At 73.1% G+C, this 25,995-nt stretch carries 26 protein-coding genes; 6 read left to right on the plus strand and 20 right to left on the minus strand.

Annotated features, from left to right (window positions below):
- Positions 1-25 precede the first annotated feature (25 nt).
- The 3 genes from guaB to HC362_RS12455 form a co-directional block, all read right to left on the minus strand.
- Positions 26-1,531, minus strand: coding sequence for an IMP dehydrogenase (gene guaB, locus HC362_RS12445; RefSeq protein WP_243084023.1), 1,506 nt, complete (start codon positions 1,529-1,531; stop codon positions 26-28).
- Between the two features lie 108 nt (positions 1,532-1,639).
- On the minus strand, positions 1,640-2,251 hold the full coding sequence (locus HC362_RS12450; protein ID WP_229376048.1) for a sigma-70 family RNA polymerase sigma factor: 612 nt from the start codon (positions 2,249-2,251) through the stop codon (positions 1,640-1,642).
- Positions 2,252-2,629: 378 nt separating this feature from the next.
- A complete protein-coding gene (locus HC362_RS12455; RefSeq protein WP_003948568.1) occupies positions 2,630-3,241 on the minus strand; it encodes a response regulator transcription factor in 612 nt (203 codons plus the stop codon).
- 364 nt (positions 3,242-3,605) lie between these two features.
- On the opposite strand from HC362_RS12455, the gene HC362_RS12460 reads away from it, so the two are divergent.
- Complete coding sequence (locus HC362_RS12460; protein ID WP_243084024.1) at positions 3,606-3,932, plus strand: WhiB family transcriptional regulator; 327 nt, start codon at positions 3,606-3,608, stop codon at positions 3,930-3,932.
- A 241-nt stretch (positions 3,933-4,173) separates the two neighbouring features.
- Here the strand turns inward: HC362_RS12460 and HC362_RS12465 are convergent, their stop codons facing one another.
- The gene (locus HC362_RS12465; RefSeq protein ID WP_243084025.1) at positions 4,174-5,088 is read right to left on the minus strand and encodes a LysR family transcriptional regulator; all 915 of its coding nucleotides are present in this window, start codon (positions 5,086-5,088) and stop codon (positions 4,174-4,176) included.
- 81 nt (positions 5,089-5,169) lie between these two features.
- Between HC362_RS12465 and HC362_RS12470 the strand changes: the two genes are divergently transcribed.
- Entirely contained in the window at positions 5,170-5,838 is a 669-nt protein-coding gene (locus HC362_RS12470) for an MOSC domain-containing protein (RefSeq protein ID WP_243084026.1), read from the plus strand.
- Between the two features lie 94 nt (positions 5,839-5,932).
- The gene (locus tag HC362_RS12475; RefSeq protein WP_243084027.1) at positions 5,933-6,706 is read left to right on the plus strand and encodes an SDR family oxidoreductase; all 774 of its coding nucleotides are present in this window, start codon (positions 5,933-5,935) and stop codon (positions 6,704-6,706) included.
- Between the two features lie 72 nt (positions 6,707-6,778).
- On the opposite strand, the gene groL is transcribed toward HC362_RS12475, so the two are convergent.
- Both groL and groES read right to left on the minus strand, forming a co-directional pair.
- Complete coding sequence (groL, locus tag HC362_RS12480; protein ID WP_243084028.1) at positions 6,779-8,410, minus strand: chaperonin GroEL; 1,632 nt, start codon at positions 8,408-8,410, stop codon at positions 6,779-6,781.
- A gap of 188 nt (positions 8,411-8,598) precedes the next feature.
- Entirely contained in the window at positions 8,599-8,907 is a 309-nt protein-coding gene (gene groES, locus HC362_RS12485; protein WP_099883511.1) for a co-chaperone GroES, read from the minus strand.
- A 357-nt stretch (positions 8,908-9,264) separates the two neighbouring features.
- Between groES and HC362_RS12490 the strand changes: the two genes are divergently transcribed.
- Positions 9,265-10,452 (plus strand): class I SAM-dependent methyltransferase, encoded by a 1,188-nt coding sequence (locus HC362_RS12490; protein WP_243084029.1) that lies wholly within the window; start codon positions 9,265-9,267, stop codon positions 10,450-10,452.
- Positions 10,453-10,458: 6 nt separating this feature from the next.
- Here the strand turns inward: HC362_RS12490 and HC362_RS12495 are convergent, their stop codons facing one another.
- The 7 genes from HC362_RS12495 to HC362_RS12525 all read right to left on the minus strand — a co-directional run bounded on the left by HC362_RS12495 (position 10,459) and on the right by HC362_RS12525 (position 18,207).
- Complete coding sequence (locus tag HC362_RS12495; RefSeq protein WP_243084030.1) at positions 10,459-11,814, minus strand: hypothetical protein; 1,356 nt, start codon at positions 11,812-11,814, stop codon at positions 10,459-10,461.
- Positions 11,804-13,969 carry a hypothetical protein gene (locus HC362_RS12500; RefSeq protein WP_243084031.1) on the minus strand — a complete coding sequence of 722 codons (2,166 nt, stop codon included), beginning with the start codon at positions 13,967-13,969 and terminating at the stop codon, positions 11,804-11,806. The genes HC362_RS12495 and HC362_RS12500 overlap by 11 nt, the downstream gene beginning before the upstream one ends.
- A 73-nt stretch (positions 13,970-14,042) precedes the next feature.
- The gene (locus HC362_RS12505; RefSeq protein ID WP_243084032.1) at positions 14,043-14,309 is read right to left on the minus strand and encodes a hypothetical protein; all 267 of its coding nucleotides are present in this window, start codon (positions 14,307-14,309) and stop codon (positions 14,043-14,045) included.
- A complete protein-coding gene (gene tsaD / locus HC362_RS12510) occupies positions 14,309-15,433 on the minus strand; it encodes a tRNA (adenosine(37)-N6)-threonylcarbamoyltransferase complex transferase subunit TsaD (RefSeq protein ID WP_243084033.1) in 1,125 nt (374 codons plus the stop codon). The genes HC362_RS12505 and tsaD overlap by 1 nt, the downstream gene beginning before the upstream one ends.
- Positions 15,426-15,956, minus strand: a complete 531-nt coding sequence (rimI, locus tag HC362_RS12515) for a ribosomal protein S18-alanine N-acetyltransferase (RefSeq protein ID WP_243088523.1) — start codon at positions 15,954-15,956, stop codon at positions 15,426-15,428. Before rimI ends, tsaD begins: the two co-directional genes overlap by 8 nt.
- Positions 15,957-16,105: 149 nt before the next feature.
- Entirely contained in the window at positions 16,106-16,774 is a 669-nt protein-coding gene (gene tsaB, locus HC362_RS12520) for a tRNA (adenosine(37)-N6)-threonylcarbamoyltransferase complex dimerization subunit type 1 TsaB (protein WP_243088526.1), read from the minus strand.
- A gap of 83 nt (positions 16,775-16,857) precedes the next feature.
- Positions 16,858-18,207, minus strand: coding sequence for a DUF2993 domain-containing protein (locus HC362_RS12525; RefSeq protein ID WP_243084034.1), 1,350 nt, complete (start codon positions 18,205-18,207; stop codon positions 16,858-16,860).
- 141 nt (positions 18,208-18,348) lie between these two features.
- Between HC362_RS12525 and HC362_RS12530 the strand changes: the two genes are divergently transcribed.
- The gene (locus HC362_RS12530) at positions 18,349-18,924 is read left to right on the plus strand and encodes a L,D-transpeptidase (RefSeq protein ID WP_243084035.1); all 576 of its coding nucleotides are present in this window, start codon (positions 18,349-18,351) and stop codon (positions 18,922-18,924) included.
- Between the two features lie 113 nt (positions 18,925-19,037).
- On the opposite strand, the gene HC362_RS12535 is transcribed toward HC362_RS12530, so the two are convergent.
- From HC362_RS12535 to HC362_RS12555, 5 genes are all read right to left on the minus strand, one after another.
- The gene (locus HC362_RS12535; protein ID WP_243084036.1) at positions 19,038-19,220 is read right to left on the minus strand and encodes a hypothetical protein; all 183 of its coding nucleotides are present in this window, start codon (positions 19,218-19,220) and stop codon (positions 19,038-19,040) included.
- A 142-nt stretch (positions 19,221-19,362) separates the two neighbouring features.
- Positions 19,363-19,968: a tRNA (adenosine(37)-N6)-threonylcarbamoyltransferase complex ATPase subunit type 1 TsaE gene (tsaE, locus tag HC362_RS12540; protein ID WP_279240096.1), complete on the minus strand. Its 606-nt coding sequence runs from the start codon at positions 19,966-19,968 to the stop codon at positions 19,363-19,365.
- The gene (locus tag HC362_RS12545; RefSeq protein ID WP_243084037.1) at positions 19,898-21,349 is read right to left on the minus strand and encodes an alpha/beta hydrolase; all 1,452 of its coding nucleotides are present in this window, start codon (positions 21,347-21,349) and stop codon (positions 19,898-19,900) included. The genes tsaE and HC362_RS12545 overlap by 71 nt, the downstream gene beginning before the upstream one ends.
- Before the next feature lie 85 nt (positions 21,350-21,434).
- Positions 21,435-22,619 (minus strand): alanine racemase, encoded by a 1,185-nt coding sequence (gene alr, locus HC362_RS12550; RefSeq protein ID WP_243084038.1) that lies wholly within the window; start codon positions 22,617-22,619, stop codon positions 21,435-21,437.
- A gap of 37 nt (positions 22,620-22,656) precedes the next feature.
- Positions 22,657-23,268, minus strand: a complete 612-nt coding sequence (locus HC362_RS12555; protein WP_243084039.1) for a DinB family protein — start codon at positions 23,266-23,268, stop codon at positions 22,657-22,659.
- A 62-nt stretch (positions 23,269-23,330) separates the two neighbouring features.
- Here HC362_RS12555 and HC362_RS12560 point away from each other — a divergent pair, with 62 nt between their 5' ends.
- Complete coding sequence (locus HC362_RS12560; protein ID WP_243084040.1) at positions 23,331-23,858, plus strand: GNAT family N-acetyltransferase; 528 nt, start codon at positions 23,331-23,333, stop codon at positions 23,856-23,858.
- A gap of 147 nt (positions 23,859-24,005) precedes the next feature.
- On the opposite strand, the gene HC362_RS12565 is transcribed toward HC362_RS12560, so the two are convergent.
- Both HC362_RS12565 and HC362_RS12570 read right to left on the minus strand, forming a co-directional pair.
- Positions 24,006-25,493, minus strand: coding sequence for an NAD(P)H-hydrate dehydratase (locus tag HC362_RS12565; RefSeq protein WP_243084041.1), 1,488 nt, complete (start codon positions 25,491-25,493; stop codon positions 24,006-24,008).
- Positions 25,494-25,536: 43 nt separating this feature from the next.
- Positions 25,537-25,947, minus strand: coding sequence for a holo-ACP synthase (locus HC362_RS12570; RefSeq protein WP_243084042.1), 411 nt, complete (start codon positions 25,945-25,947; stop codon positions 25,537-25,539).
- Between the last annotated feature and the right edge of the window lie 48 nt (positions 25,948-25,995).

Consider the following 25,995-nt stretch of genomic DNA (forward strand, 5'->3'; position numbering starts at 1 on the left):
CTCGTCGCCGTCCCTCCCGGAGGGGTCAGCGGCGCGAATAGTTCGGCGCCTCCGTCGTCATCTGCACATCGTGCGGGTGGCTCTCCTTGAGCCCGGCCGAGGTGATGCGGACGAAGCGGCCGCGGGCCTTCATCTCGGGGACGGTACGGCCACCGACGTAGAACATCGACTGCTTGAGGCCGCCGACGAGCTGGTGGACGACGGCGGAGAGCGGACCGCGGTAGGCGACCTGGCCCTCGACGCCCTCGGGGATCAGCTTGTCGTCGCCGCTGACGCCCTCCTGGAAGTAGCGGTCCTTGGAGTAGGACTTGGCGTCGCCGCGGGTCTGCATCGCGCCGAGCGAGCCCATGCCGCGGTAGGACTTGAACTGCTTGCCGTTGATGAACAGCAGCTCGCCAGGGGACTCCTCGCAGCCCGCCAGCAGGCTGCCCAGCATGACCGTGTCGGCGCCTGCGACCAGGGCCTTGGCGATGTCACCGCTGTACTGGAGGCCGCCGTCACCGATGACGGGCACGCCCGCCTCCTGGGCTGCCAGCGACGCCTCGTAGATGGCGGTGACCTGCGGGACGCCGATGCCGGCCACGACGCGGGTGGTGCAGATGGAGCCGGGGCCCACGCCGACCTTGACGCCGTCGACCCCGGCGTCGATCAGCGCCTTGGCGCCGTCGCGGGTGGCGACGTTGCCGCCGACGACGTCGACGCCCGGGTGGTTCGACTTGATCTTGGCGACCATGTCTCCGACGAGCCGCGAGTGGCCGTGCGCGGTGTCGACGACGATGAAGTCGACGCCCGCCTCGATCAGCGCCTGTGCCCGGTCGTAGGCGTCACCCGCGACGCCGACGGCGGCGCCGACGACCAGCCGGCCCTCGGAGTCCTTGGCGGCGTTGGGGTACTGCTCGGCCTTGACGAAGTCCTTGACGGTGATGAGGCCCTTGAGGGTGCCGGAGCCGTCCACCAGCGGCAGCTTCTCGATCTTGTGGCGGCGCAGCAGCTCCATGGCCTCGTCGCGCGAGATCCCGACCTCGCCGGTGACCAGCGGCATCGGCGTCATGACGTCCCGCACCTGGCGGCTGCGGTCCAGCTCGAAGGCCATGTCGCGGTTGGTGACGATGCCGAGCAGCTTGCCCGCCGGGTCGGTGACCGGGACGCCGCTGATGCGGAACCGGCCGCACAGCGCGTCGGCCTCCTGCAGCGTGGCGTCGGGGCGGATGGTGATGGGGTCGGTGACCATGCCGGACTCGGACCGCTTGACCTGGTCGACCTGGTTGGCCTGGTCCTCGATCGACAGATTGCGGTGCAGCACGCCCACCCCGCCCTGGCGTGCCATCGCGATGGCCATCCGGCCCTCGGTGACCTTGTCCATGGCGGCGGACAGCAGCGGCACGTTGACCCGTACGTTGCGCGAGACGTACGAGGCGGTGTCGATGTCCTGCGGGGCCATGTCCGACTCGCCCGGCAGCAGCAGGACATCGTCGTATGTCAGGCCCAGAGTGGCGAATTTCGCGGGCACTCCGTCGACGTTCTCAGTCATGACACCTTTCCCAATCCTTGCCCCTGCCGGATGTCCATGCTATCGGCCCGGCGAGGTGCGCCGGACCGCCTGTGGACAACCCCTCCGGGCACCCGCGACGCCGGAGAACTACTGCTCGGCCAAGGCCCGCAGCCTGCTGAGCGCCCGGTGCTGGGCAACGCGGACGGCTCCGGGTGACATTCCCAGCATCTGCCCGGTCTCCTCGGCCGTCAGCCCCACGGCGACCCGCAGCAGCACCAGCTCGCGCTGGTGTTCGGGCAGGTTGGCCAGCAGTTTCTTGGCCCACTCGGCGTCGCTGGAGAGCAGCGCCCGCTCCTCAGGGCCGAGGGAGTCGTCGGGCCGCTCGGGCATCTCGTCCGAGGGCACGGCGGTGGAACCGGGCCCGCGCATGGCGGCCCGCTGCAGATCGGCGACCTTGTGCTGGGCGATGGCGACGACGAACGCCTCGAACGGCTTTCCGGTGTCGCGGTAGCGCGGCAGGGCACAGAGCACCGCGATACAGACTTCCTGCGCGAGGTCGTCGACGAAGTGACGCGCGTCACCCGGCAGTCTCGTCAGCCGGGTACGGCAGTAGCGCAGAGCCAGTGGATGAACGTGGGCGAGCAGATCGTGCGTGGCCTGGCGGTCGCCCTCGACCGCCCGTTGGACGAGCTTGCTGACCTTCGCGACCTCGGCCGCGTCCGCGGCCGCGGGCTGTGGCCCGTTCTCCTCGTCGCGCATCGGTCCATGGTGCACCGATGCCGCGCGGTTCGCCGCACCGCGCTCGTAGATGTGAGCCGAAGCGTTATGAGCAGGCGCACTGGCCCTCATGTCCACGCCCTCCCCTCACGCCTGACCGACCGGTCCCCGAGGAACTCCATACAACAAGCATGCGGCACGCGCGAGATTTCCCGGCTGCCGCGGGGGAATCCGCGGGGACCCCGACCCGGCCGAGGGCCGCCGTCCCACCCGTCTGCGACCGGCGCCGGGCGCGGACGAGCGGGCGGGCGAGCGGGAGTCCGGCGAGGCTGCGGGCCGCCGTCCCCCAGCCTCCGGCTGGGCGGGGGTTCCCCCGGCAGCAGCTGGGGGAGTGCCCCCTGACGGGCGCCCCGAACCTGGTCAGCGGACGAGACCCCAGCGGAAGCCGAGCGCCACCGCGTGCGCGCGGTCCGAGGCGCCGAGTTTTTTGAACAGCCGCCTGGCGTGCGTCTTGACCGTGTCCTCGGAGAGAAACAACTCACGTCCGATCTCCGCGTTGGAGCGGCCGTGGCTCATGCCTTCCAGCACCTGGATCTCGCGCGCTGTCAGCGTCGGCGCCGCGCCCATCTCGGCCGAGCGCAGCCGGCGCGGGGCGAGCCGCCAGGTGGGGTCGGCCAGGGCCTGGGTGACGGTCGCGCGCAGTTCGGCCCGGGACGCGTCCTTGTGCAGATAGCCGCGGGCGCCTGCCGCGACGGCCAGGGCGACGCCGTCGAGGTCCTCGGCCACCGTCAGCATGATGATGCGGGCGCCGGGGTCGGCGGAGAGCAGCCGGCGGACGGTCTCCACTCCGCCCAGGCCGGGCATCCTCACGTCCATCAGGATCAGGTCGGACCGGTCGGCGCCCCAGCGGCGGAGGACTTCCTCGCCGTTGGCCGCCGTCGTCACACGCTCGACGCCGGGCACGGTCGCGACCGCGCGGCGCAGGGCCTCTCGGGCGAGCGGGGAGTCGTCGCATACGAGGACGGATGTCATGGCCGCCCTCCGCTGCTGATGCGCATCACCTTGAGCCTCCAGGCTGCTTTGAGAATCGTCACCTGCGCGATTGACGGCCTCGGACGTGCATGCCCGGCCGGTTCCGAGCCAATCGCTTTCGCTCTCTCAACGACGGTCACCCGAAAGAGTTACGGCTTCCGGTCACCGACATCAGCACTCTACGTGAGCACTCGCACACGGAGCAGCAACATCCTGGCTTTCCTCGACCCAACGCCCCTTCCATCCCGAAGTGCCCTATTCAGATGCATTCCTTCCGTTTTGTGAGATCGATCGCTAGATTCGCGAAAGAGTCATATTTACGCACGAGTGTCAGATCACCCCAGCAGCACTCAGGAGAAACGCGATGGCAGACTTCTCCCGCCTTCCCGGCCCCAACGCGGATCTGTGGGACTGGCAGCTTCTGGCAGCCTGCCGCGGGGTGGACAGTTCGCTGTTCTTCCACCCCGAGGGGGAACGCGGCGCCGCCCGCAGTGCGCGTGAGGCGTCGGCCAAGGAGGTGTGCATGCGCTGCCCGGTGCGCTCCGAGTGCGCGGCGCACGCGCTCCAGGTGCGGGAGCCCTACGGGGTTTGGGGCGGGCTCACCGAGGATGAGCGCGAAGAGTTGTTGGGCCGCGCCCGCAATCGCCTGGTGACCGCCCACCACACGGCGGACCCGCCCCCTGAGGACTAGGGCTGGTCCACCCACCCCGCGCACCCGGCGTGGGGGCTGCGCTTGCCAGCCCTGCTCCCCAGCCTCCGGCCGGGAGGTGCCCCCAGGCGCAGACCTCCCAAGCACAGCGGGAGGGACTGCCCCTCAGGGGCGCGGGGAACTGCTCCCCCAGCCTCCGGCCGGGAGGTGCCCCCACAGCCACAACTCACCCGCAGCCCGCAAACAGCGAACAGGGGCAGCCCCTCATCGGCGGCGAGCAGCCTCATCGGCGGGCGGCCGCCGCCAGGCGGTCCAGCATTGCGGCGACGGCCGGCACCTGGGCGAGGTCCGGCAAGGTGAGGGCCACCACTTCGCGCTGCACCGCGGGGACAACCCGCACGGCCCGCGTCCCCCGCGGCCGTACGGACTCCACGGCCAGCTCCGGCAGGACGGCGACCCCCAGGCCCGCGCCGACCAGGCCCACCACCGCCGGGTAGTCGTCGGTCGCGAAGTCGATCCGCGGCGTGAACCCCGCCGCCTCGCACACCTGCACGAGGTGCTGGCGGCAGCGCGGGCACCCCGCGACCCAGGGCTCCTCGGCCAGCGTGCCGATGTCGACCTCCTCGGCGTCCGCGAACGGATGACCCTCGGGTACCAGCCCCACCAGCCGGTCGGTCAGCAGCGGCCGTACCACCAGGTCCTCCCTCCCCCGGCCTTCGGCCGGGAGGTGCCCCCAGGGCGCCGCCTCGTAGCGGAAGGCCAGCGCGATCTCGCAGTCCCCGGCCTGCAGCATCTCCACCGAGCGCGGCGGCTCGGCCTCCACCAGCGAGACCCGGGTGCCCGGGTGGTCGGCCCGCATCGCCGCGACAGCGGTGGGCACCAGGGTCGAACTCCCGCTCGGGAAGGACACCAGCCGCACCCGCCCCGCGCGCAGCCCGGCCAACGCCGCGACCTCCTCCTCGGCCGCCGCCAGACCCGCCAGAATCCCCGTGGCGTGCCGTACCAGCGCCTCCCCCGCCTCCGTCAGCCGCATCTCCCGTCCGGCACGCACCAGCAGCGGGGTGCCGGTGGTGGCCTCCAGCGCCTTCATCTGCTGACTGACGGCGGGCTGGGTGCAGCCCAGCTCGCGGGCCGCCGCCGAGAAGGAACCGGTGGTGGCGACCGCGCGCAGGACACGCAGATGACGGGGCTCGATCATGACACCGAGCATAAGGCTGCCTTGGGTACCGGGCGGAAATTCCGGTTAGCGGCTTGGGGAAGCCGTCGATAGCCTCGGCACATGCAGCTGCTTTCCGTGAACCTCGCCAAGCCCCACCGCTCCGAGCACACCGACGCCGAGGGCCAGTGGACCGGCATCGACAAACAGCCGACCGAAGGCCCCGTGGCCGTCGCCGCGCCAGGACCGCGCGGCACCGGCGGCAGCGGGCTGGCCGGGGACACCATCGGCGATCTGCGCCACCACGGCGGGGAGGAGCAGGCGGTCTACGCCTTCGCCCGCGAAGAGCTCGACTTCTGGGAGGGCGAGCTGGGCCGGAAGCTGCCCAACGGGGTCTTCGGGGAGAACCTCACCACGCGTGACGTCCCCGTCGACGACGCCCTCATCGGCGAGCGCTGGCAGCTCGGCGCCCCCGGCACCGGGCCGCTGCTGGAGGTCTGCTCCATGCGCATCCCCTGCCGGACGTTCGCGGGCTGGCTCGGCGAACAGGGCTGGATGAAGCGGTTCATGAACCGGCGCATGCCCGGTGCGTATCTGCGGGTCGTCGAGCCCGGCGAGGTGCGCGCGGGCGACCCGGTCTCCGTCGTCCACCGCCCGGACCACGAGGTCTCGGTCAGCCTGCTGTTCCGCTCGCTGACCCTGGAGCCCGAACTGCTGCCGCGTGTCCTCGCGGCCGGCGAGGCATTGGACCCCAAGGCACGGGAGAAGGCGCTGCGGCGTATCGGGAGCTGACGGCTCGCCACACCTGACGTGGTGCCACGCCCACTGCCGGGTCCGGGGCTTGCACGAGCGTCCGGGCTCGGCGCAGGCCGATAGCGTGGCCCGCATGACCACTGCACTCATCACGGGAGCCACCGCCGGCATCGGCGCCGCCTTCGCCCGGCGGCTCGCGGGCCGCGGCTACCACCTCGTGCTCGTCGCACGGGACACCGACCGGCTCTGGCGCGAGGCGACCGAACTGCACGACCGGCACGGCGTTGAGGCCGACGTCGTCACCGCCGACCTGGCGACGGAGAAGGGCATCACCGCCGTCGAGGACCGGCTGAAGGACCGCGAACACCCGGTCGATCTGCTGGTCAACAACGCAGGGTTCGGCAACAAGGGCCGCTATCTGGAAGTACCCCTCGCCGACGAGCTGAAGATGCTCAAGGTGCACTGTGAAGCGGTGCTGCGGCTGACGTCCGCCGCCACGGAGTCCATGTGCGAACGGGGACGCGGCGGGGTCGTCAACGTCGCGTCCGTCGCCGCGTTCTTCCCTCGCGGGACGTACGGCGCCTCCAAGGCGTGGGTCACCCAGTTCACCCAGGGAGCGGCGAAGGACCTCGCCGGCCGGGGCGTACGGCTGCTGGCGCTGTGCCCCGGATTCGTCCGTACGGAGTTCCACGAGCGGGCCGGGATGGACTCCGGGGACATCCCCAAGTGGATGTGGCTGGATGCCGACCAGGTGGTCGAGACGGCACTGCGGGACCTTGCGCGGGGGCGCACGTTGTCCGTGCCGGACCCGCGCTACAAGGCGCTGCTGGGGGCTTCGAAGCTGCTGCCGCGCGGGGTGCTGGCGCGGGCTTCGTCGACGACGGGGCGGAAGTACGGCCCGAAGTAGGGAACCGCACCCCGCGCAGCAGAGAGGGCGCACCCCGCAGTGGAGTGCGCCCTCGCCAGGAGACCAGGTGCCTCAGTGGGCGTGACCGTGGCCGTGGCCGTGGCCCGCGGCGGACTCTTCTTCCTCGGCCGGCTTCTCGACGACCAGCGTCTCGGTCGTCAGCAGCAGCGAGGCGATCGAGGCGGCGTTCTCCAGCGCGGAGCGCGTCACCTTGACCGGGTCGATGACGCCGGCCTTGATCAGGTCGCCGTACTCGCTGGTGGCGGCGTTGAAGCCCTGGCCGGCCTCCAGCTCCGCGACCTTGGCGGTGATGACGTAGCCCTCCAGGCCCGCGTTCTCGGCGATCCAGCGCAGCGGCTCGACGGCGGCGCGGCGGACGGTGGCGACACCGGTCGCCTCGTCGCCCTCCTTGCCGAGGCTGCCTTCCAGGACCTTGGCCGCGTGCACGAGCGCGGAGCCACCGCCGGAGACGATGCCCTCCTCGACGGCCGCGCGGGTCGCGGAGATCGCGTCCTCCAGGCGGTGCTTCTTCTCCTTCAGCTCCACCTCGGTGGCGGCGCCGACGCGGATGACGCACACGCCGCCGGCCAGCTTGGCCAGGCGCTCCTGGAGCTTCTCGCGGTCCCAGTCGGAGTCGGTGGTCTCGATCTCCGCCTTGATCTGGGCGACGCGGCCCTGCACGTCCTCGGCCTTGCCGGCGCCGTCGACGATCGTGGTGTCGTCCTTGGTGACGGTGACGCGGCGGGCCGAGCCCAGCACGTCGAGACCGGCCTGGTCGAGCTTGAGGCCGACCTCCTCGGCGATGACGGTGGCGCCGGTCAGCGTCGCCATGTCGCCGAGCATGGCCTTGCGGCGGTCACCGAAGCCGGGCGCCTTGACGGCGACGGCGTTGAAGGTGCCGCGGATCTTGTTGACGACGAGGGTGGAGAGGGCCTCGCCCTCCACGTCCTCGGCGATGATCAGCAGCGGCCTGGAGCCACCCGCCTGCATGATCTTCTCGAGCAGCGGCAGCAGGTCCTGGATGGAGCTGATCTTGCCCTGGTGGATCAGGATGTAGGGGTCGTCGAGGACGGCCTCCATCCGCTCCTGGTCGGTGACGAAGTAGGGCGAGAGGTAGCCCTTGTCGAAGGCCATGCCCTCGGTGAAGTCCAGCTCCAGGCCGAAGGTCTGGGACTCCTCGACGGTGATGACGCCGTCCTTGCCGACCTTGTCCATCGCCTCGGCGATCAGCTCACCGACCTGCTTGTCCTGCGCGGACAGGGCGGCGACGGAGGCGATGTCCTCCTTGGAGTCGATCGGGCGGGCCGTGGAGACCAGCTCGTCCGAGACGGCGCTGACGGCGGCGTCGATGCCCTTCTTCAGGGCGGCCGGGGAGGCACCGGCGGCGACGTTGCGCAGCCCCTCACGGACCAGCGCCTGAGCCAGCACCGTGGCGGTGGTGGTGCCGTCACCCGCGATGTCGTTGGTCTTGGTCGCCACCTCCTTCAGGAGCTGGGCGCCCAGGTTCTCGTAGGGGTCCTCGACCTCCACCTCACGGGCGATCGTGACGCCGTCGTTGGTGATGGTGGGGGCGCCGAACTTCTTGTCGATGACGACGTTGCGGCCCTTGGGGCCGATGGTCACCTTCACGGTGTCGGCGAGGTTGTTGACACCGCGCTCAAGGGCGCGACGGGCGTCCTCGTCGAACTTCAGGATCTTCGCCATGGAAGCTGTTGTGTCCTCTCACACGTCTCGCACGTCTCGTACGCGCGCGTATCGGCCCGTACGAGCCGCGCCCTGGTCCCTGCTACCTCGCACGAGGAGCGGGCACCAGGGCGCGTTTCGACTGCACGCTGCCGCTGGGAAGCTGGAGAGAGCGCGGCTGCGTCCGTAGTCCGTACTGCTTCTCGCCGTTACTTCTCGACGATCGCGAGAACGTCGCGGGCCGAGAGGACGAGGTACTCCTCGCCGCTGTACTTCACCTCGGTGCCGCCGTACTTGCTGTACAGCACGATGTCGCCGACGGACACGTCGAGCGGCAGGCGGTTGCCGTCCTCGAAGCGACCCGGGCCCACGGCCAGGACGGTGCCCTCCTGGGGCTTCTCCTTGGCGGTGTCCGGGATGACCAGGCCAGAGGCCGTGGTCTCCTCGGCGTCGAGCGGCTGGACCACGATGCGGTCCTCGAGCGGCTTGATGGCAACCTTGGAGCTGGCGGTCGTCACGATCCGACCTCCCCCTTCGGAGATCTCAAAACGGGGTCTTATGTCTGGGGTGGCGACCTGGTAGATCCGTCGTCGCGGGTGCCGGATCTGCCCGTCGCGTACTGCTGGCACTCCCACGGGGAGAGTGCCAAGGTTGAGATTATGCCTGGCTTAGCACTCGGTCAAGCGGAGTGCTAGCCGCACCGGCTTGTGGCGATGTGAGGGGGCGCCCCCTCTCCCGGTTTTCTGCGGGGATTCGCCGTTGGGGTTGCGGGCGTTTGCCGGGCGCGCCTTCGTTGTGGTTGATCGCGCAGTTCCCCGCGCCCCTGACGGGGCGCCCCTGGCGGGGCGCTTCTGGTGGGGCGGGACAATGGGTGGGTGGATGGTGAGGTTTTCGCGCGGTTGCTCTCCGACGAGGGGCAGGCGCTGTTGCGCCAGGTGCGGGGTGTCGAGCCGGCGCAGGAGCTGGCCGTGGCGACACGGCTGCGGCAGCGGTACGAGCCCGCGCTCGTCTCGGCGGCGCTGGCGCAGAGCCGGCTGCGCGGCCGCGCCGAGGCCAAGTTCGGCCCCGCCGAGGCGCACGAGCTGTACTTCACCGCTGACGGGCTCGAACAGGCCACCCGCACCCCGGTGGCGGCGCACCGGGCCCGGCGGATGCGGCGGCTCGGCGTCCGCAGCGCCGTCGACCTGTGCTGCGGCATCGGCGCCGACGCGCTGGCGCTCGCCCGGGAGGGCATCCGGGTGCTGGCCGTCGACCGCTCGCCGGTGACGTGCGCGGTGGCCCGCGCCAACGCCGAGGCGCTGGGGCTCGGCGGTCTCGTCGAGGTGCGCTGCGCGGATGTCACCGAGGTGGCCACCGACGGCTACGACGCGGTCTTCGCCGACCCGGCACGCCGTACCGGGCGGGGCCGGGTGTTCGACCCGGAGGCGTACTCCCCGCCGCTGAGCTGGGCCGTGGAGACGGCCGGTGCGGCGCCGTTGGCCGCGCTGAAGGTGGCGCCGGGTATTCCGCACGAGGCGGTGCCGGAGCAGGCGGAGGCCGAGTGGGTCTCGTACGGCGGGGACGTCAAGGAGGCGGTGCTGTGGTTCGGCCCCGGCCGGGTGGACCCGGGCGGGGTACGGGCGACCCTCCTGCCCGCCGGGGACACGCTGGCCGGGCGCGGGCTGCCCGACCCCGAGGTGGGCGAGGTGGGCCGCTACCTCTACGAGCCGGACGGCGCGGTGATCCGCGCCCACCTGGTCGCCGAGCTGGCCGAGCAGGTGGCGGGGCGGCTGATCGACGCGACGATCGCCTATGTGACGGCGGACGCCGCGCACTCCACGCCGTACGCGACCGGGTACGAGATCACCGACGTCATGCCGTTCAACGTCAAGAAGCTGCGCGCGCTGCTGCGGGAGCGCGGCGTCGGCGTCGTCACCGTCAAGAAGCGCGGCTCGGCGGTGGAGCCCGAGGAGCTGCGGCGGAAGCTGAAGCTGGACCCGAAGGCGGCGAGCGGCTCCTGCACCGTGTTCCTGACCCGCGTCGCGGGCGCGCCCAGCATGCTGCTGGGCCACCCGCTGCGCTGACCCGGATCAGGGCCTGCGCGAGGTCCTGGTGAAGTCGCCGCGCATCACTCGTTCGGTCAGGGTTTCCGCGGTGAGGGAGCCGTAGCCGGTGGCGGCCCACAGGCTGGACTCAGGCGGGACTTCGAAGTACGGGATGCGAACGTCACCGTGGGCCTGGCGGACGTCCCCGTGGGCCTGGGTGAGGACTTCCGGCGCGCGGCGTGCGGCCACAGCGGCGGCGCAGTCGGCGCAGGCCGACACGTCCAGCGACTCGCGGCGGCCCAGCGGGCGCCAGGTGACCCGCTTGGCGGCGGGGCCGTGCAGCGGGTGGAAGAAGCACAGCGGCAGCGCGGAGGCCGACGCGGACGGCTCGGACCGGTGCAGCGCGCCCCGTCCCTCGTGGATGAGCGCGAGGACACCGGCCAGGTCGGGTATGTCCTGTGCCTCGTCCAGCACCTTGCCTGCGGCGGCGTAGGCGTCGAGGGAGAGCTGGAGCAGGTCGCTGTCGGCGCCGTCCTCGCTCGGCTCGTGGGCGAGAAGTTCCTTGTTGTACGCGAGGAGTTCGCGCTGGGCGCGCTTGCGCAGGTCGCGTACGCCCGTCTTGCGCGCGGTCGCGAAGACGGAGCGCGGCGAGGTGAACGGCGCGCGGGCCGAGGTGCGGGCGCGGTGGGTGCGCACGGTGCGGTAGCCCAGTACGGCGGCGAGGAGCACGGCCGCCGCCGCGGCGATCAGCACGGTGAGCAGCACCGGGGACAGCCCGCCGCCCGACGAGGGGCGGTCGCCGTGCAGATCCTTGGTGGCTTTCTCGTACACCTTGTCGCCGTCGCCGGATTTCACGATCTCCAGCGCCCGGGAGAACTTCGCGTAGAGGCTCTTGCCCTTCATGTCCTCCTGGTGGCCCACTGCCGCGACGCCCCAGAATGCCTCGTGTTTGCCGTTGCGGGGGAACTCGTAGCCGTTCAGGAAGCCCTCGGTCCTGCTGAGGGTCATATAGACGGCTTCCTTGTCCGACCCCTCGCCCATCCGGGGGTGCACGACGTCGACCATCTTCTCCGGGTCGCCGTCCCAGGCGTCCCCGGAGACGAACGGGACGACGACGACCCGTACCGGCAGGCCCGACGCCTTGATCTTCTTCGCCAGCCGGCGCTGCTGGTCGGTCGGGAACGCCTGCTCGTACGACGGGTCGACGTAGACGGGTGACTCGCGGAGCCCGTCGGCGATCCGCTGCGCGGGGCTGTCGTCGGCGGCAGCGGCGCGGCCCGCCGTACCGAGCGCCAGGGCGAGCGCGGCGAGGACGAGCGCGAGTACGGCTGCCGCCAGTCGAGCGGGACGGGCGGGGCGGGCGGAGGGGGCGCCGGGTGTGGCGCGAAGCTCAGTGGACACCTAGCTGCTCCCGTACACGACGGACGATCTCTTCAGTGGTCGGCCCCTGGCCCCCGCCGACGCCCTGCGGGGCCTCCAGTGGGCCCGGAACCCGGTGGTAGGGCTCGTACGGCGCGGACCGGGCGGCGCCGGGGGCGCGCAGACACAGCAGACGCGCCCCGACGACGTCCGCGGTCCGCGCTGCCCGCGTGCTGGGCGAGGCGGTGCCGCGTACGTGGAGCGCGGCACGGCACCCGGCGCAGACGGGACGCGACCGGGCCCCGCTGGTCTCACCGGGCAGCTTCAGCTTGCCGGTGGCGGTCGCGGGCCCGTGGAGCGGGTTGAGTGTGCACAGCCGGACGCGCCCGGTGCCGCTTCCCCGGTGGTGGCGGCCGTCGTCGAGGGCCCCGCGGCCGGCGCGGATGAGGGCGAGTCCGGCGGCGAGGGTGGGCGCGTCGGCGTCGGCGTCCACCCTGTTGTCGCCCTCCTGGTCGAGGAGGAGGGTCGCGGCGTCGAGACAGTCCCACACGCGGGTGCGTGCCGCGTCCGGGAGCGTGTCGGACAGCCGCTCGAACTCGTCGTTCAGCTCGTCCAGTTCCCGCCGCGCGGTTCTGCGCAGCCAGCCGGTCGAGGGGCGGGCGGGGGTCTGGGGGGCCGTACCGCCGCCGGAGGCCGCACCCCGACCCGCTCCACCGGGGGCCCGGCGGGCGGCGGCCGACGCCTTGCCCAGACCGGTGCGCCGGGCGATGCCCAGTCCGGCCGCCGTCACTCCCAGCGCGGCCGGCGCTGCCACTGCGCCCATGAGAGTGCCGGGCACGAGATCCCCGGAGTAGAGGGCGGGCAGTTCGTCCTCCGTGACCGGGTCGTCCGGGGCCAGCGGGTCCAGGTATGGATCGCCGGGCGGCGCCGAGGGCAGTCGGTCGATGATTCGCAGCGCCTCGTCCAGCCGCGAGAACAGCCGACCGCCACCGTCGTCGCTCTCCTCGCCGCTCTCCTCGTCACTCGCCCCGTGACTCTCCTCGTCCGTACCGAAGCGCAGGTCTTCCGTGGCGTCGTAGAGCGCCGCGCTGTCCACCTTGGCGCCGTAGTTGACGATCTCCAGCTCGCCGTCGGCGGCGGCGTCCGCGATCACGTAGACGCCGTCACCGCGCGAACCCAGGCGGCTGTGCAGCTTCTTGGCGAGCAGTTCTCCGTCGCCGGCCGACTCGTCCGCCGTGTCGAGGGGGACGACCGCGAGGTGTACGGGCACATCGAGCCGCTCGGCGCGCTTTCGCAGCCGGCCCAGCTCGCCGCGGCTCAACAGCCCGGCCGCCAGCGGGTCGACATGGACGGGGCCGGAGCGCATCGCGCGGGCCAGCCGGTCGGTCCTGGCCCGCATATCGGCGGCGGTGGGCACCGGGTCGCCGTCCGAGCGGGTGTCGTCGAAGACCAGCGGAGCACCGACGCCGATCGCCAGCGCTGTGGCGGCGGCGACCGGCACCAGCAGCCGCAGTCCCGGCCCCTTGCCGCCGCGCCACCGGCGCGTGTACCAGCCGACGGCCACGATCAGCAGCGGTACGCCGGTCAGCAGGATGCCGGTCAGAAAGCTCTGGTTGGCGCGGTCGGTGCGGCTGGTGTACAGCTTGTCCGGCTCCTCGCCGGCCTCCCCGCCCCGCTCCGCCCGCTCGGTCGCCTGCCCGGAGCGCAGAACGTCGACGAAGTGCCGGAAGGTCTCCAGCGTGCCCGCGTCGTAGGGCAGTTCGTACGTCGTCGCGGAGGCGGCGGCCCGCGCGGGCACGTCCACCCCGAACGTCGCCACCTCGGGTCTCCCGCCGTCCCCGCCGAACTGCAGATAGAGCCCGTCCTTGCCGAGCCGGTCGTGCACCGCCGCCAGCAGCCCGTCCCCGTACCGGACCCCGGAGCCGGGCAGCACCAGCACATAGGTCGGCACCCCGGTCCGCTTCGCCTCCTTCACGAAGGCGGGCCGGGCCGAGAGCGGGTTGGTACGCGGAAGCTGGTCCGAGAGGTAGACGGGACTCTTGCGCAACTGCGCGGCGAGGTAGCCGGCAGGGGAATCCGCGTCGTCGGCCGCCACGCCCGCCCCGGCGCCCCCGCCGAGCGCGACCACCGCGACCAGCAGCACCGCACCGAAACGCGCCCACCACCGCACACGACCCGCCGCGACGACCCCGCCCATCCCGGCCCCCCGTACCCGACTACAACCTCAACGCCCCCATCCTGCCCCCTCACCCACCGTCACCACATCCGCCTCAGCCGTGCACCCGCTCGAAGCGCCATCGGTGCACCGGGCGGGCGGTCAGCGCTGGGGGTGGGTCCGGGAGTTCGGGAACGGCGGTGTCGTAGTCGCCCCGCCACCAGGTGATGACGAGGACCCGGTCGCCGGGTGCCGTGAAGTGTTCGCGGCGTTCACAGGGAACCGGGGACGGGGGCAGGTGCTGGTCGCGGGCCCAGGACAGCAGTTCGGGCGCGCGGCCAGGAGCGGCCTTGGCCTCCCACATCAGTGCGACGGTCGGCATCAGGTGTAGAGGTTCTTCCTGCTCAGCTCGTGGACGTGATCGTGGGAGTGGGAGTGGGCCGTGGGGTGCGCGGGCGCCGAGGGGTCGGGCACGTGGGGTTCGGTCACCGGCAGGGAGGAGTCGGCCGGCAGGTCCCAGGCGGAGGCGGCGCGGTTGCGGGCCACCATTTCGGCGCCGAGTGCCGCGACCATGGCTCCGTTGTCGGTGCACAGCTTGGGGCGGGGCACCCGCAGGGTGATGCCCGCGGCGGCGCAGCGCTCCTCGGCCATGGCGCGGAGCCGGGAGTTGGCGGCGACGCCGCCGCCGATCATCAGGTGGTCGACGCCCTCGTCGCGGCAGGCGCGGACGGCCTTGCGGGTGAGCACATCGGTGACGGCCTCCTGGAACGAGGCGGCGACATGAGCGACGGGCACCTCCTCGCCCGCGTTCCGCTTGGCCTCGATCCAGCGGGCCACGGCGGTCTTGAGGCCGGAGAAGGAGAAGTCGTACGGGGCGTCGCGCGGGCCCGTCAGCCCGCGCGGGAAGGCGATGGCCTCGGGGTCGCCCTGCTTGGCGTACTTGTCGATGACAGGGCCGCCGGGGAAGCCGAGGTTCAGTACGCGGGCGACCTTGTCGAAGGCCTCGCCCGCCGCGTCGTCGATGGTGGAGCCCAGGGGCCGTACGTCGGCGGTGATGTCGGGGGCCAGCAGCAGCGAGGAGTGGCCGCCGGAGACGAGGAGCGCCATCGTCGGCTCGGGCAGGGCACCGTGTTCGAGCTGGTCGACGCAGATGTGCGAGGCGAGGTGGTTGACGCCGTAGAGCGGCTTGCCCAGCGCGTAGGCGTACGCCTTGGCCGCCGAGACGCCGACGAGCAGCGCACCGGCGAGTCCGGGCCCCGCGGTGACGGCGATGCCGTCGAGGTCGGAGGCGGCCACCCCGGCCTCCTTCAGCGCGCGTTCGATCGTCGGGACCATCGCCTCCAGGTGCGCCCGGCTGGCGATCTCCGGGACGACACCGCCGAACCGCGCGTGGGTGTCCACGCTGGAGGCGACGGCGTCGGCCAGCAGCGTGTGGCCGCGCACGATTCCGACGCCGGTCTCGTCGCAGGAGGTCTCGATGCCGAGAACGAGCGGTTCGTCAGCCATGGCTCTTCGATCCTTGGTGCGTGTGCGGAAGGGTGTTCGCGGGGAGGTCCCCCGGGGTGTCGGCGGCGGCCGCGTACGAGGCCGGGTCGGCCAGCCGCATCACCAGCGCGTCGACGTTCGCGGGCTGGTAGTAGCCGCGGCGGATACCGATGGGCACGAAGCCGAAGCGCTCGTAGAGGCGCTGCGCCGGGGCGTTGTCCACCCGCACCTCCAGCAGCACCTCCGCGCACTCGAAGTCGGTCGCGGCCCGCAGCAGCGCGCGCAGCAGCCGGGAGCCGAGGCCGGTGCCCCGGTGGGTGGGCAGTACGCCGATGGTCTGGATGTCGCCGGTACCGCCGACGGCCGCGAGGCCGCCGTAGCCGACCAGGGAGCCGTCCGGCTCCTCGGCGACCAGATAGCGGCGGGTTGCGTCCGGGCCCCGCGCGTGGGCCAGCTCGGACCAGAACATCCCGGCCGACCAGGCGTCCTCGGGAAAGAGCCGCTGCTCGAGCGCGAGCACGGGCTCGATGTCCCACCAGCGCATCTCGCGCAGCGTGACGCCGTCGCCGGGGCCCCGGCGACGCGGCGCCCCGCCGTGCGGCGCCCCGCCGTGCGGCGCTCCGCCGTGCGGGACCTCGCCGTGCTGGAGCTCGCCGTTCGGCACCCCGCGGTGCGACGGATCGTCCGCAGTGCTCACTTCGGGGTGACCACCTTGTAGCCGGCGGGCACGCGCGCGTCCGGTCGCCGTAGGTACAGCGGTCGGGGCGGCAGGAGTTCCTCGCCGCGTGCGAGCCGTTCGGTGGCGAGTCGGGCGAGGGACGTGGCCGACTGGTCGGTGGGCAGGTCGGGCCGTGCGCCGCCGAAGACGGAGTCGTACAGCACCGCGCCCGCGCCCACGGCCGGGAGGGCGGCGATTTCCTCGTCGCGGGCGGCGAGCTCCGCCGGCCGGTCGACGGCCGGCTCGGTGATCCGGGTGCGCGCATCGGCGTACCGGGCCCAGTAGACCTCCTTGCGGCGGGCGTCCGTCGCGACGACGAACGGCTCCGTCAGCCCGGAGGCGAAGGCGATACCGTCCAGCGTGCACACCCCGTGCACCCGCTGGCCGAGCGCCGCCGCGAACGCCTCGGCCGTCGCCAGGCCGACCCGCAGCCCGGTGTAGGGGCCGGGGCCGACGCCGACCACCACGTCCGTGACCTCGGTGAGTTTCCGCCCGGCCTCGGTGAGCACCGCGTCGACACAGGGCAGCAGCAGTTCGCCGTGCCGACGGGCGTCGATCTTGTGGGCGGCGGCGAGCGTACGGTCGCCGTCCGCGTCGTGGAGCGCGACGGTGACGGCGGGTGTAGCGGTATCCAGTGCGAGCATCAACACCCGACCAGCCTACGGCGCCCGCGCGGTCCGCTCGGCCCCCTGCTGGACGCCGCCGCACGTCGGGGCGGCCGGGTCGGTCACTTTCCCGCCGCCTTGCCCTCCTTCTGGGCCGCCCGGCCGAACGGCACGTTGACGCCGGTGACCTCGGCGCGGATGCCCTGGTCGGCAACGGAGACGCCGCGCAGCCTGACATCTCCCGGCATCTCGGGCAGCTCGACGTGGAGCGCGAGCTTGTCGGCGAGTTTCGGCTCCTCGATCTTCTTGAGCGCCTCGACCAGCGCCGGGTCGATTCCCATCTTCTTCAGCACCTGCGGGTGCTGGACGACAGCGTCGAGGAGGTTGACCCGCATCACCTTCTCCGTGAAGCGCGGGGTCCCGGTCACCCGGCGCAGCTCCCGGTCGCTGCTTCGCACCTGCCGCGCGTGCTCGGGCGTCATACCGAACCGCCGGGCGATGGAGCGCACCCCGAACAGCGCCCGCGCCTTCTCGCGGTCGTGCTGAACGCGCTCGGCCAAGGGGCGGGACAGCCGCAGGCCCGCCTGCTTGCCGGTACCGGGCGTGAAGCTGAACATCTCGGGGACGACCAGCCGCATGTCGTCCACCGTGGTGCCCACGCTGTGGTCGCCGGTGCGTTCGAGGTGGGCGCGGGCGCGCACCTTGACCTTGCTGCCCGCGACGGGCAGCTCACCGGCGGCCCGCACGGTGTGCTCACCGCCCGCGGTGAACTTCACCTGGGAGGTGCCCAGTTCGCGGTCGAGGTCGTCGAAGTCGAGCAGGACGTCGCCCTTCATCCGGCCGAGCACGGCGCCCCGGATGGCGGAGGGCGCGTCGCCGACGATCCTGACGTCGTTGACGGTGCCGCTGACCTGGGCGACCGAGACCCGGCCCGCGGGCACGTCCGGGACGGCTACTTCCACGTGGTCCAGGCGCCCCTTCGCCACCTGGGTGAGGAAGGGGAAGCCGTTGATGTGCACCTCCGGACGGGCGTGCAGGTGCAGCGAGTCCTGCACCTTCTCGGCCGCCTTCCCCTCGGCGTAGAGCGCGGCCCACCGGTCCCCCACCCCGAGGAAGGCCAGCAGGGCGCAGCAGGCGATGCCGAGCTTGACGGTGCGCGACAGCCTGGAGCGGCGGCGCCTGCGCACGGCGCGCAGATACGGCATCCGGTCCTCGTAGGCGGGCTCGTCGTAGTCCGAGCGGATACCCAGGCCGCGCAGCCCGCTGTCGTATGGCTCCTCGGACGCGCCGTCCCCCAGCGCCTCGTACGGGTTCGGGCCGGGGCCCTGCGGCGGGGCGGCGCCGTGCGGCGGGGCGGCCTCGTCCGGCGGGGCGAGCGCGGCCAGTTCCTCGTACGGATTGGCCGGGCTGTGGGGGTGGGGAACCTTCGGTATGGGGGTTGTGGAGTTTGTCGATGAACCGTGGGGGGTCATCGCCTTATGCGAACACAAGCGCGGCTGTTACTCCAAGTTCCCCCTCCCGCCTCCCCCCGGCCACCCGCCTCTCTCCTGCTACCGTCAACCACAGGCCGGACAGTCAGCATTCGCGGCGGGCACGAGAGGTGGCAGCGCACGGTGGCACGGAGCAGTGGCGGCAGCGCCGGAGTGGTCGTCGCCGGGCTGACGACGGCGGCCCTCGCCGTGATCGGTTTCTTCGCGTACCAGGCCTCGGCCGCGCAGGAGCACGCCGAGAAGCCCTCGACGGGGAAGACGGCCAAGCCCTCCCCCGGCAGCTCGGACGGGAAGAACCGCGAGCCCGCCCAGAAGGAGACCGCGCTGCCCGACGCCTCGGGCCAGGGCCACCGCGTCGTCTACTCGCTCAAGCGGCAGCGGGTGTGGCTGGTCGACAAGGATTCCAAGGTCACCAGGACCTACACGGTCTCCCCCAGCTCGGTCACCCCTGAGCCGGGCACCTACAAGGTCACCTCGCGCTCATCCCATGTGACCGGCTCGGACGGCGTCCCCGTCGAGAACGTCGTGCGGTTCGCCGGCGTCGACGGCGTGACGATCGGCTTCAGCGCCGCGTTGGACGGCTCCACGCCCACGCCGGATGCCGCCCGTAAGACGGGCGGCATCCGTGAGAAGCGGGAGGACGGCGAGGCGCTGTGGTTGCACGCGCCGATCGGTACGCGTGTGGTGGTCGTCCGCTGACTGAGGCCCCCTCGTGCCGATGAGGGGGTGCCCCTGTCCCGCCGTCGCAGGCTGCGGGTGCGTTGCGCTTGCTCGCGCAGTTCCCCGCGCCCCTTCGGGGCGCCCGGTACGGGTCAGTCGGGGTCGGGCTCGTCTCGCGGGGGCCGAGAGACGGCCGCCGCGGCGGCGCAGGATGCGAGCAGCTGGCTCATGGGCGGCGTGCCCTCATACGTGGCGGGGTGGCCGCCGGCGGACGCCGCCTCATCCCGCGCGGGCGCGTGCGGCACCCGCGGTGCTCGCTGCTGCTGTGCGGTCATGGCTCCTCCAGGGGCGTCGGCACGGCGGCACTTAGGCATACCTAACCGTGCTCTCACCTCCCATGGGACCACGGCCCGCACCGACCGCGCAACATCTTGCCGACACCATGTCGGAACCGTGTCGCAACAGCGGGGCGCGCGGTCAGCCGAGGGCTTCGAGGTCCGCCCGCTCCCAGCGCTCCCCCACTCCCAGGAACGTGACGGTCCGCACGTCGTCGGCGCCCTCCTCGGCGCCCTCGCCCGTCGTACGGGAGATGACCACGTGCAGCCTCTCCTCCGTCAGCTCCTCGACCCTGCCCTCGCCCCACTCCACGACGACCACCGACTCGGGCAGCGAGACGTCCAGGTCGAGGTCCTCCATCTCCTCCAGGCCGCCGCCGAGCCGGTAGGCGTCCACGTGCACCAGCGGCGGGCCTTCGGTCAGCGAGGGATGGACGCGCGCGATGACGAAGGTGGGCGAGGTGACCGCGCCGCGCACGCCCAGGCCCTCCCCGAGGCCGCGCGTCAGGGTCGTTTTCCCGGCGCCGAGTTCACCCGTCAGAAGGACGAGGTCCCCGGCGCGCAGCAGCCCGGCGAGCCGGGTGCCGAGTGCGCGCATGGCCTCGGCGGTGGGCACGGTGACGGTGACCTCGCGGGCACCCTCGGCGGGGGCGTCCGGCGGGCCGCCGGTGCCGCTCTCACCGCCCGAAGGGTCGCCGGAGCGAGCCTGAGGAGGCGGGACAGGATGCTGGTGGTGCGGTGCTTCCATGGGTCCGGATGGTACGCGTCAGCAGCCGGGCCAGGTGCTCGTTGACCGGCTCGGGACGCTCCAGCATGGCCAGGTGACCGGTCGCCTCCAGGATCACGAACGCGGCGTCGGGCAGCGCGGCCGCGATCCGCTCGCTGTGCTCGCTCGGCGTCATCAGGTCCCGGTCGCCGGCCAGCACCAGGGAGGGGCGCCCGTCGAAGGCGGGCACCGCGCCGCTCTTCTCGTGCTCGGCGAAGGCGGGGTAGAACTCCGCGACCACGTCCACCGGGACCGACTCGATGAGGCGTTCGGCGAATCGGGCCACCCCCGGGTCCACCTCGCGCGGGCTGCCGAACGAGTAGCGCTTCACCACGCCCGCGAACAGGTCGGCGGTGACCCGGCGCCCGCGCTCGACCAGCTCGGACTGGGACGCCAGCGCCCGCAGCACCCCGGGCACCACCCGACGCACGGCCCGCACCCCGGCGGCCGGCAGGCCGTATGTCACCTCGGTGAGGCCCCCCGCGCTGGTGCCCAGCAGGGCGACGCCCGCGACGCGCTCGGCGACGTACTCCGGGTACTGCTCGGCCAGCGCCATCAGCGTCATACCGCCCATCGAATGCCCCACCAGCACCACCGGGCCCTCGGGCGCGGCGGCGTCGAGCACGGCCTTCAGATCGCGGCCCAGCAGATCGATGGAGACGGGCTCTCCGGCGGGTGCCCGGCCGGAGCGGCCATGGCTGCGCTGGTCCCAGTAGACGCACCGGACCGCGCCGCGCAGCGCGGCCCGCTGGAAGTGCCACACGTCCTGGTTGAGGCAGTAGCCGTGCGAGAAGACGACGGTCAGCGGCGCGGCGTCGCTCGTGCCGCGGCCCCGCAGCAGCCCCAGCAGCCGCGCCCAGCGCCCGGCGAGCCGGCCCGGGCCCTCGTCGTCGGGGTTTCCCTGCCAAGGCGAAGCCTCCGGGAGGGGTACGGGGCCGACTTCCGGACCGCCCAGGCCGTCACCGGAGGCGGCGGCCGCCGCCTCGGTGTCCGTGCAGCCGAGCGGGTGGTCGGCGGGCTCGTCGACCTCGTAGTACAGCTCCGTGCCGTCCTCGGCACGCGCCCGGCCCGAGGTGCCGCGCAGCGTGCCGTAGGGGCCTGCGGCATCCAGCGCCACCCGGGCCTTGCGGCGTACGGTCCGGTGCACGGTGAGGCGTTCCAGCGCGACGCCGGCCGCCACGACACCGAGGGCGGCGCCCGCGACCCCCGCCCGGCGCGGCCAGCCCGCACCGCCCGCTGCGCGCGGACCCTGCGCGTACTCCCCCGCTGCCGCCGCCGTGCGCCACGCGCTCCGGGCCGCCTGTGCGGCGCCGGCGGCCTCCAGTGCGTCCGCCGCCCGCTGCGCCCTGCTGTCCTCGCTCATGACCGCCCCCGTCTGTCCCGTCCGCCCGGTCTCGCCTGTCCGTCACCGGCCCCGGCGGTCGAGCGCCGTGCCCCGGTGCGGCGGCTCAGCCGTCGGCCTGCTCCTTGGCGTATACCCGCGGGACCCGGGGACTGATCCGGGTGACGATCTCGTAGGAGATGGTGCCCGCCGCGCGAGCCCAGTCCTCGGCGGTGGGCTCGCCCTGGTCGCCGGGGCCGAAGAGGACGACGCGGTCGCCCGCCGCAGCGCTGTCGCCGCCGAGGTCGACGACGAACTGGTCCATGGCCACCCGCCCCGCGACCGTCCGCCACTTGCCCGCCACCAGCACGGAACCGGTGCCGGACGCGTGCCTGGGCAGCCCGTCGGCGTATCCGACGGGCACCAGCCCGAGCGTCGTCTCGCCCGGGGTGGTGTAGGCGTGTCCGTAGCTCACTCCATGGCCGCGGGGCACGCGCTTGGCCAGCGCGAGCGAGGCGCTGAGCGTCATCACCGGGCGCAGCCCGAGGCTGTCCGCCGTGCCGACCTCGGGGGACGGGGAGAGGCCGTAGACGGAGACGCCGGGCCTGACCAGGTCGAAGTGGGACTCGGGCAGGGTGAGCGTCGCCGGCGAGTTGGCGTGGTGCCGCACCTCGGGGTCGAGCCCGGCGCGCTCGGCGACGGCGAGGGCCTCCCGGAAGGCGTCGAGCTGCGCGGCGTTGGCGGGGTGGCCCGGTTCGTCGGCGCAGGCGAAGTGCGACCAGACGCCGGTGACCCGCACCGCGCCCTCGGCCTCGGCGGCGCGCGCGGCAGCCACCAGCCCCGGCCAGTCGGCGGGCTGGCAGCCGTTGCGGCCGAGCCCGGTGTCGGCCTTCAGGTGCACCCGTGCGGTGCGCCCGGTGGTGCGGGCCGCCGCCACGATCTCGTCCAGCGCCCAGGTGCCGCTCGCCGAGACGTCGATGTCCCGTTCGATCGCCTCCCGCCAGGGGCCGCCCGGCGTCCACAGCCAGCACATCAGCCGGCCGCGGTCCCCGGCATCCCGCAGCGCGATCGCCTCCTGGGGGGTGGCGGTGCCAAGCCAGCTCGCCCCCGCCTGCCGCGCGGCCCGGGCGCAGGGCACCGCTCCGTGCCCGTACGCGTCCGCCTTGACGACGGCCATCAACTCGGCGCGCGGCGCGTACCCGCGCAGCGTCCGCACGTTGTCCCGCAGCGCGCCGAGGTCGATCTCGGCGCGCGCCCGGCCGTGGTCCTGGGCCCGGATGTCGCCGCCAGGGTGCTGGTACACGTCGTTCACCGGTTCAGTGTCGCAGGTGCCGATCCCGGGGAGTCCGTCAGCGGCCGGTCGCCCCGTCGATGCGCTCGCGCAGCAGGTCCGCGTGGCCGCAGTGCCGGGCGTACTCCGCGACCATGTGGATGAGCACCCGGCGCACCGACACGGGGCGGCCGGTGCGGGCGTGTGTTCCCGTCGCGTCCAGGCCCATCGCCGCGACGATCCCGCGGGAGCGCTCGCACTCGGCGCGCCATCCGTCCAGCGCCTCGGCCGGGTCACCGTCCAGGGAGTCGAAGTCCTGGTCGGGATCGTCCTCCGTGTAGTACAGCAACGGCACCTGCTCGCCCGCGAGCTGGATACGGAACCACCAGCGCTCCACCGCCGCGAGGTGCCGTACGAGCCCGTGCAGGCTCAACCCCGAGGGTGGGACCTTGCGCTGCGAGAGCTCCTCGGGCGGCACGCCCTCGCATTTGAGCAGCAGCGTCTCGCGATGCCAGTCGAGATGTCGGGTCAGCAGTTCCCGCTCGTCGCCCACCAGGGGCAGCGCTTCCCGGGTGTCGCCCTGCCACTCGGGGGCGAAGATGGTCGGCGTACGGCTGATGGTGGCCTTGGTGCTCTTGGTGCCCTTGCTGCTCATGGTGCTCTTCGTACTCGCGGCGCTCTTCTCAGCCATGCACCGGAGTGTGACATCGGCCACTGACAGTCGGCGGAAAACCGGTTGCGGGCGTTCGGACAATGACTGGCGTGACGTGGATCATCCGACCAGAGCCCATCGACAGCCCCGACGCGGTCGCCACCGTCCGCGCGTACATCCGCGAGATAGCCGGCCGCTACTACGGGCGCCCGGCGACCGAGCAGGAGATCGACGCCGCGCTGGCCGGGGAGCCGGACGACGGACTCGTTCCGCCCAAGGGTGTCTTCATGCTGGCCCGCGACCATGGCGACGGCGGCGTCGGCGCCGTCGGTGGCTGTGTCGCCGTCCTCATGGTGACCGGGACGACGGCCGAGATCCGCCGGGTCTGGGTCGCCCCGCACGCGCGCCGGAGCGGCCTCGGCAAGTTGCTGGTCAACACCGCTGAGCACGCCGCGCTCGGCATGGGCGCGACGGCCGTGCGGCTGGACACCCGGGACGATCTGGTGGAGGCCAGGCGGTTGTACGCGCGGCTCGGCTACGAGGAAATCGCGCCGTTCAACGATTCGCCCTACGCCGACCATTGGTTCGGCAAACCGCTTGTTCCGGCTTCGCCGGAGCCGTCGATGTGAGTGGGGGCGTTTGACGTTCCTGCGGGGGCGCCTGATGTCCCTGGGGGCGCCTGATGTCCTGCCCCTGCGCCATGTCCGGCGGCTGCGGGTTGTGGGTGGTTGCTCGCGCAGTTCCCCGCGCCCTTGACGGGGCGCGTCCCGTCCCCCCTACTCGCCGCGCATCACGTCCTGCCAGGCCGTGGCCAGGGCTGATGCGACGTCCATCGCGGCGGGCGGGTCAGGGGCCAGGCGGCCGGCGAGGCCGTGGAGGTAGGCGGCGGCCGAAGCGGCGTCGCGGGCGGACAGGCCGGCCGCCAGGAGGCCGCCGGCCAGTCCGGTGAGGACGTCGCCGCTGCCCGCCGTGGCCAGCCAGCCGGTGCCGGTGGCGTTCACTCGTACGGGGGAAGGCGTGGCCCCGGGCGCTGTCGGCTCGGCGATCAGCGTCGTGGAGCCCTTGAGCAGCACGGTGGCCCCCGTCCGCTCCGCCAGGTCCCGTACCGCCGCCAGGCGCCCCGCCTCGACCTGTTCGCGTGCCACGCCGAGCAGCGCGGCCGCCTCACCGGCGTGCGGGGTCAGCAGGGTGGGGGCCGTCCGGGCGCGTACGGCCTCCAGGTCCATCAGCCGCAGCCCGTCCGCGTCCACGAGCAGCGGCACCTCGGAGGCCACCACCTCGTCGACGGCCTGCCGTGCCGCCGGTTCGTCGCCCAGTCCCGGCCCGACGGCCCATGCCTGCACCCGCCCGGCGTGTCCGGGCGGCCCCTCGGAGACGAGGGTCTCCGGATAGCGGGCGATCACCGCCTCCGCGCCGGGCCCCACGTACCGCACCGCACCGGCACCGCTGCGCAGCGCGCCGGAGACGGCCAGCACGGCGGCTCCCGGATAGCGCCCGGAGCCCGCCACGACACCGACGACACCGCGCCGGTACTTGTCGCTCTCCGCCTTCGGCCTCGGCAGCAGACGCGCCGCGTCGGCGTGCTGCAGGGCTTCCACGTCGGGTGTCCCCGGCAGGTGCGGTCCGAGCCCGATGTCGATCAGTCGGACGGCTCCCGCGTGCTCCCGGGCCGGGTCGATCAGCAGCCCCGGCTTGTACGCGCCGAAGGTGACGGTCGCCTCGGCGGGCAGCGCGGGTCCCGGCACCTCGCCGGTGTCGGCGTCCACCCCGCTGGGCAGGTCGACGGCGACGACCGGCACCCCGGCGTCCCGTACCAGGTCGGCCAACTCCACGGCGGCGGGCCGCAGTCCGCCCTTGCCGCCGATGCCGACGATGCCGTCCACCACCAGGTCGGCACGTGCGATGAGGTCGCCGACCGGCTCGGCGGCGCCTTCGACCACGGCGCCCGGGGCCACCCGTACGCGCCCTCCGGCGGCACGCAGCGCGGCCAGCCCGCCCTCGTGCGCGCGTTCGGGCGTCAGCAGCACAGCCGTCACCCCGGCGCCGCGCCTGGCCAGCCGGGCACCCGCGTAGAGCGCGTCCCCGCCGTTGTCGCCGCTGCCGACGAGCAGCACCACGCGGGACCCGTAAATACGTCCCAGCAGCTGTCCGCACGCCGCCGCCAGCCCGGCGGCGGCGCGCCGCATCAGCGCGCCCTCCGGAAGCCGGGCCATCAGCGCCCGCTCGGCGGCACGCACGGTCTCCACGCCGTAACCAGTCCTCATGCCCCCAGTGTGGCGTCCGCCCCACCGGGCCGCGTCCCGGGGCTCAGCCCTCCGCCACGACGACCGCCGAGGCGACCCCCGCGTCGTGCGAGAGGGACACATGCCATCCGCGCACCCCCAACTCGGCGGCGCGCTCCGCCACGGTGCCGCGTACCCGCAGATACGGCTGTCCCGAATCCGCTGTGCACACCTCGGCGTCGGTCCACCGCAGTCCGCCGGGGGCGCCCAGCGCCTTGGCCAGCGCCTCCTTGGCGGCGAACCGTGCCGCGAGGGACGCGATTCCGCGCCGCTCGCCGCTGGGCAGCCACAGCTCCCGGTCGATGAAGAGCCGGTCGGCCAGGCTGGGTGTCCGCGCCAGGGAGGCGGCGAAGCGGTCGATCTCCGCGACGTCGATTCCCACCCCGATGATCACCGCTGTCCCACTTCCGCACCTCGTCCCGTCGCCCGTTGTCATCGACAGTCATCGACGGACCGAGGGTACGCGCACGTCAGGGCGCTCCCC

It is taken from the genome of Streptomyces sp. 891-h, from assembly GCF_022760275.1.
GTDB lineage: Bacteria > Actinomycetota > Actinomycetes > Streptomycetales > Streptomycetaceae > Streptomyces > Streptomyces spirodelae.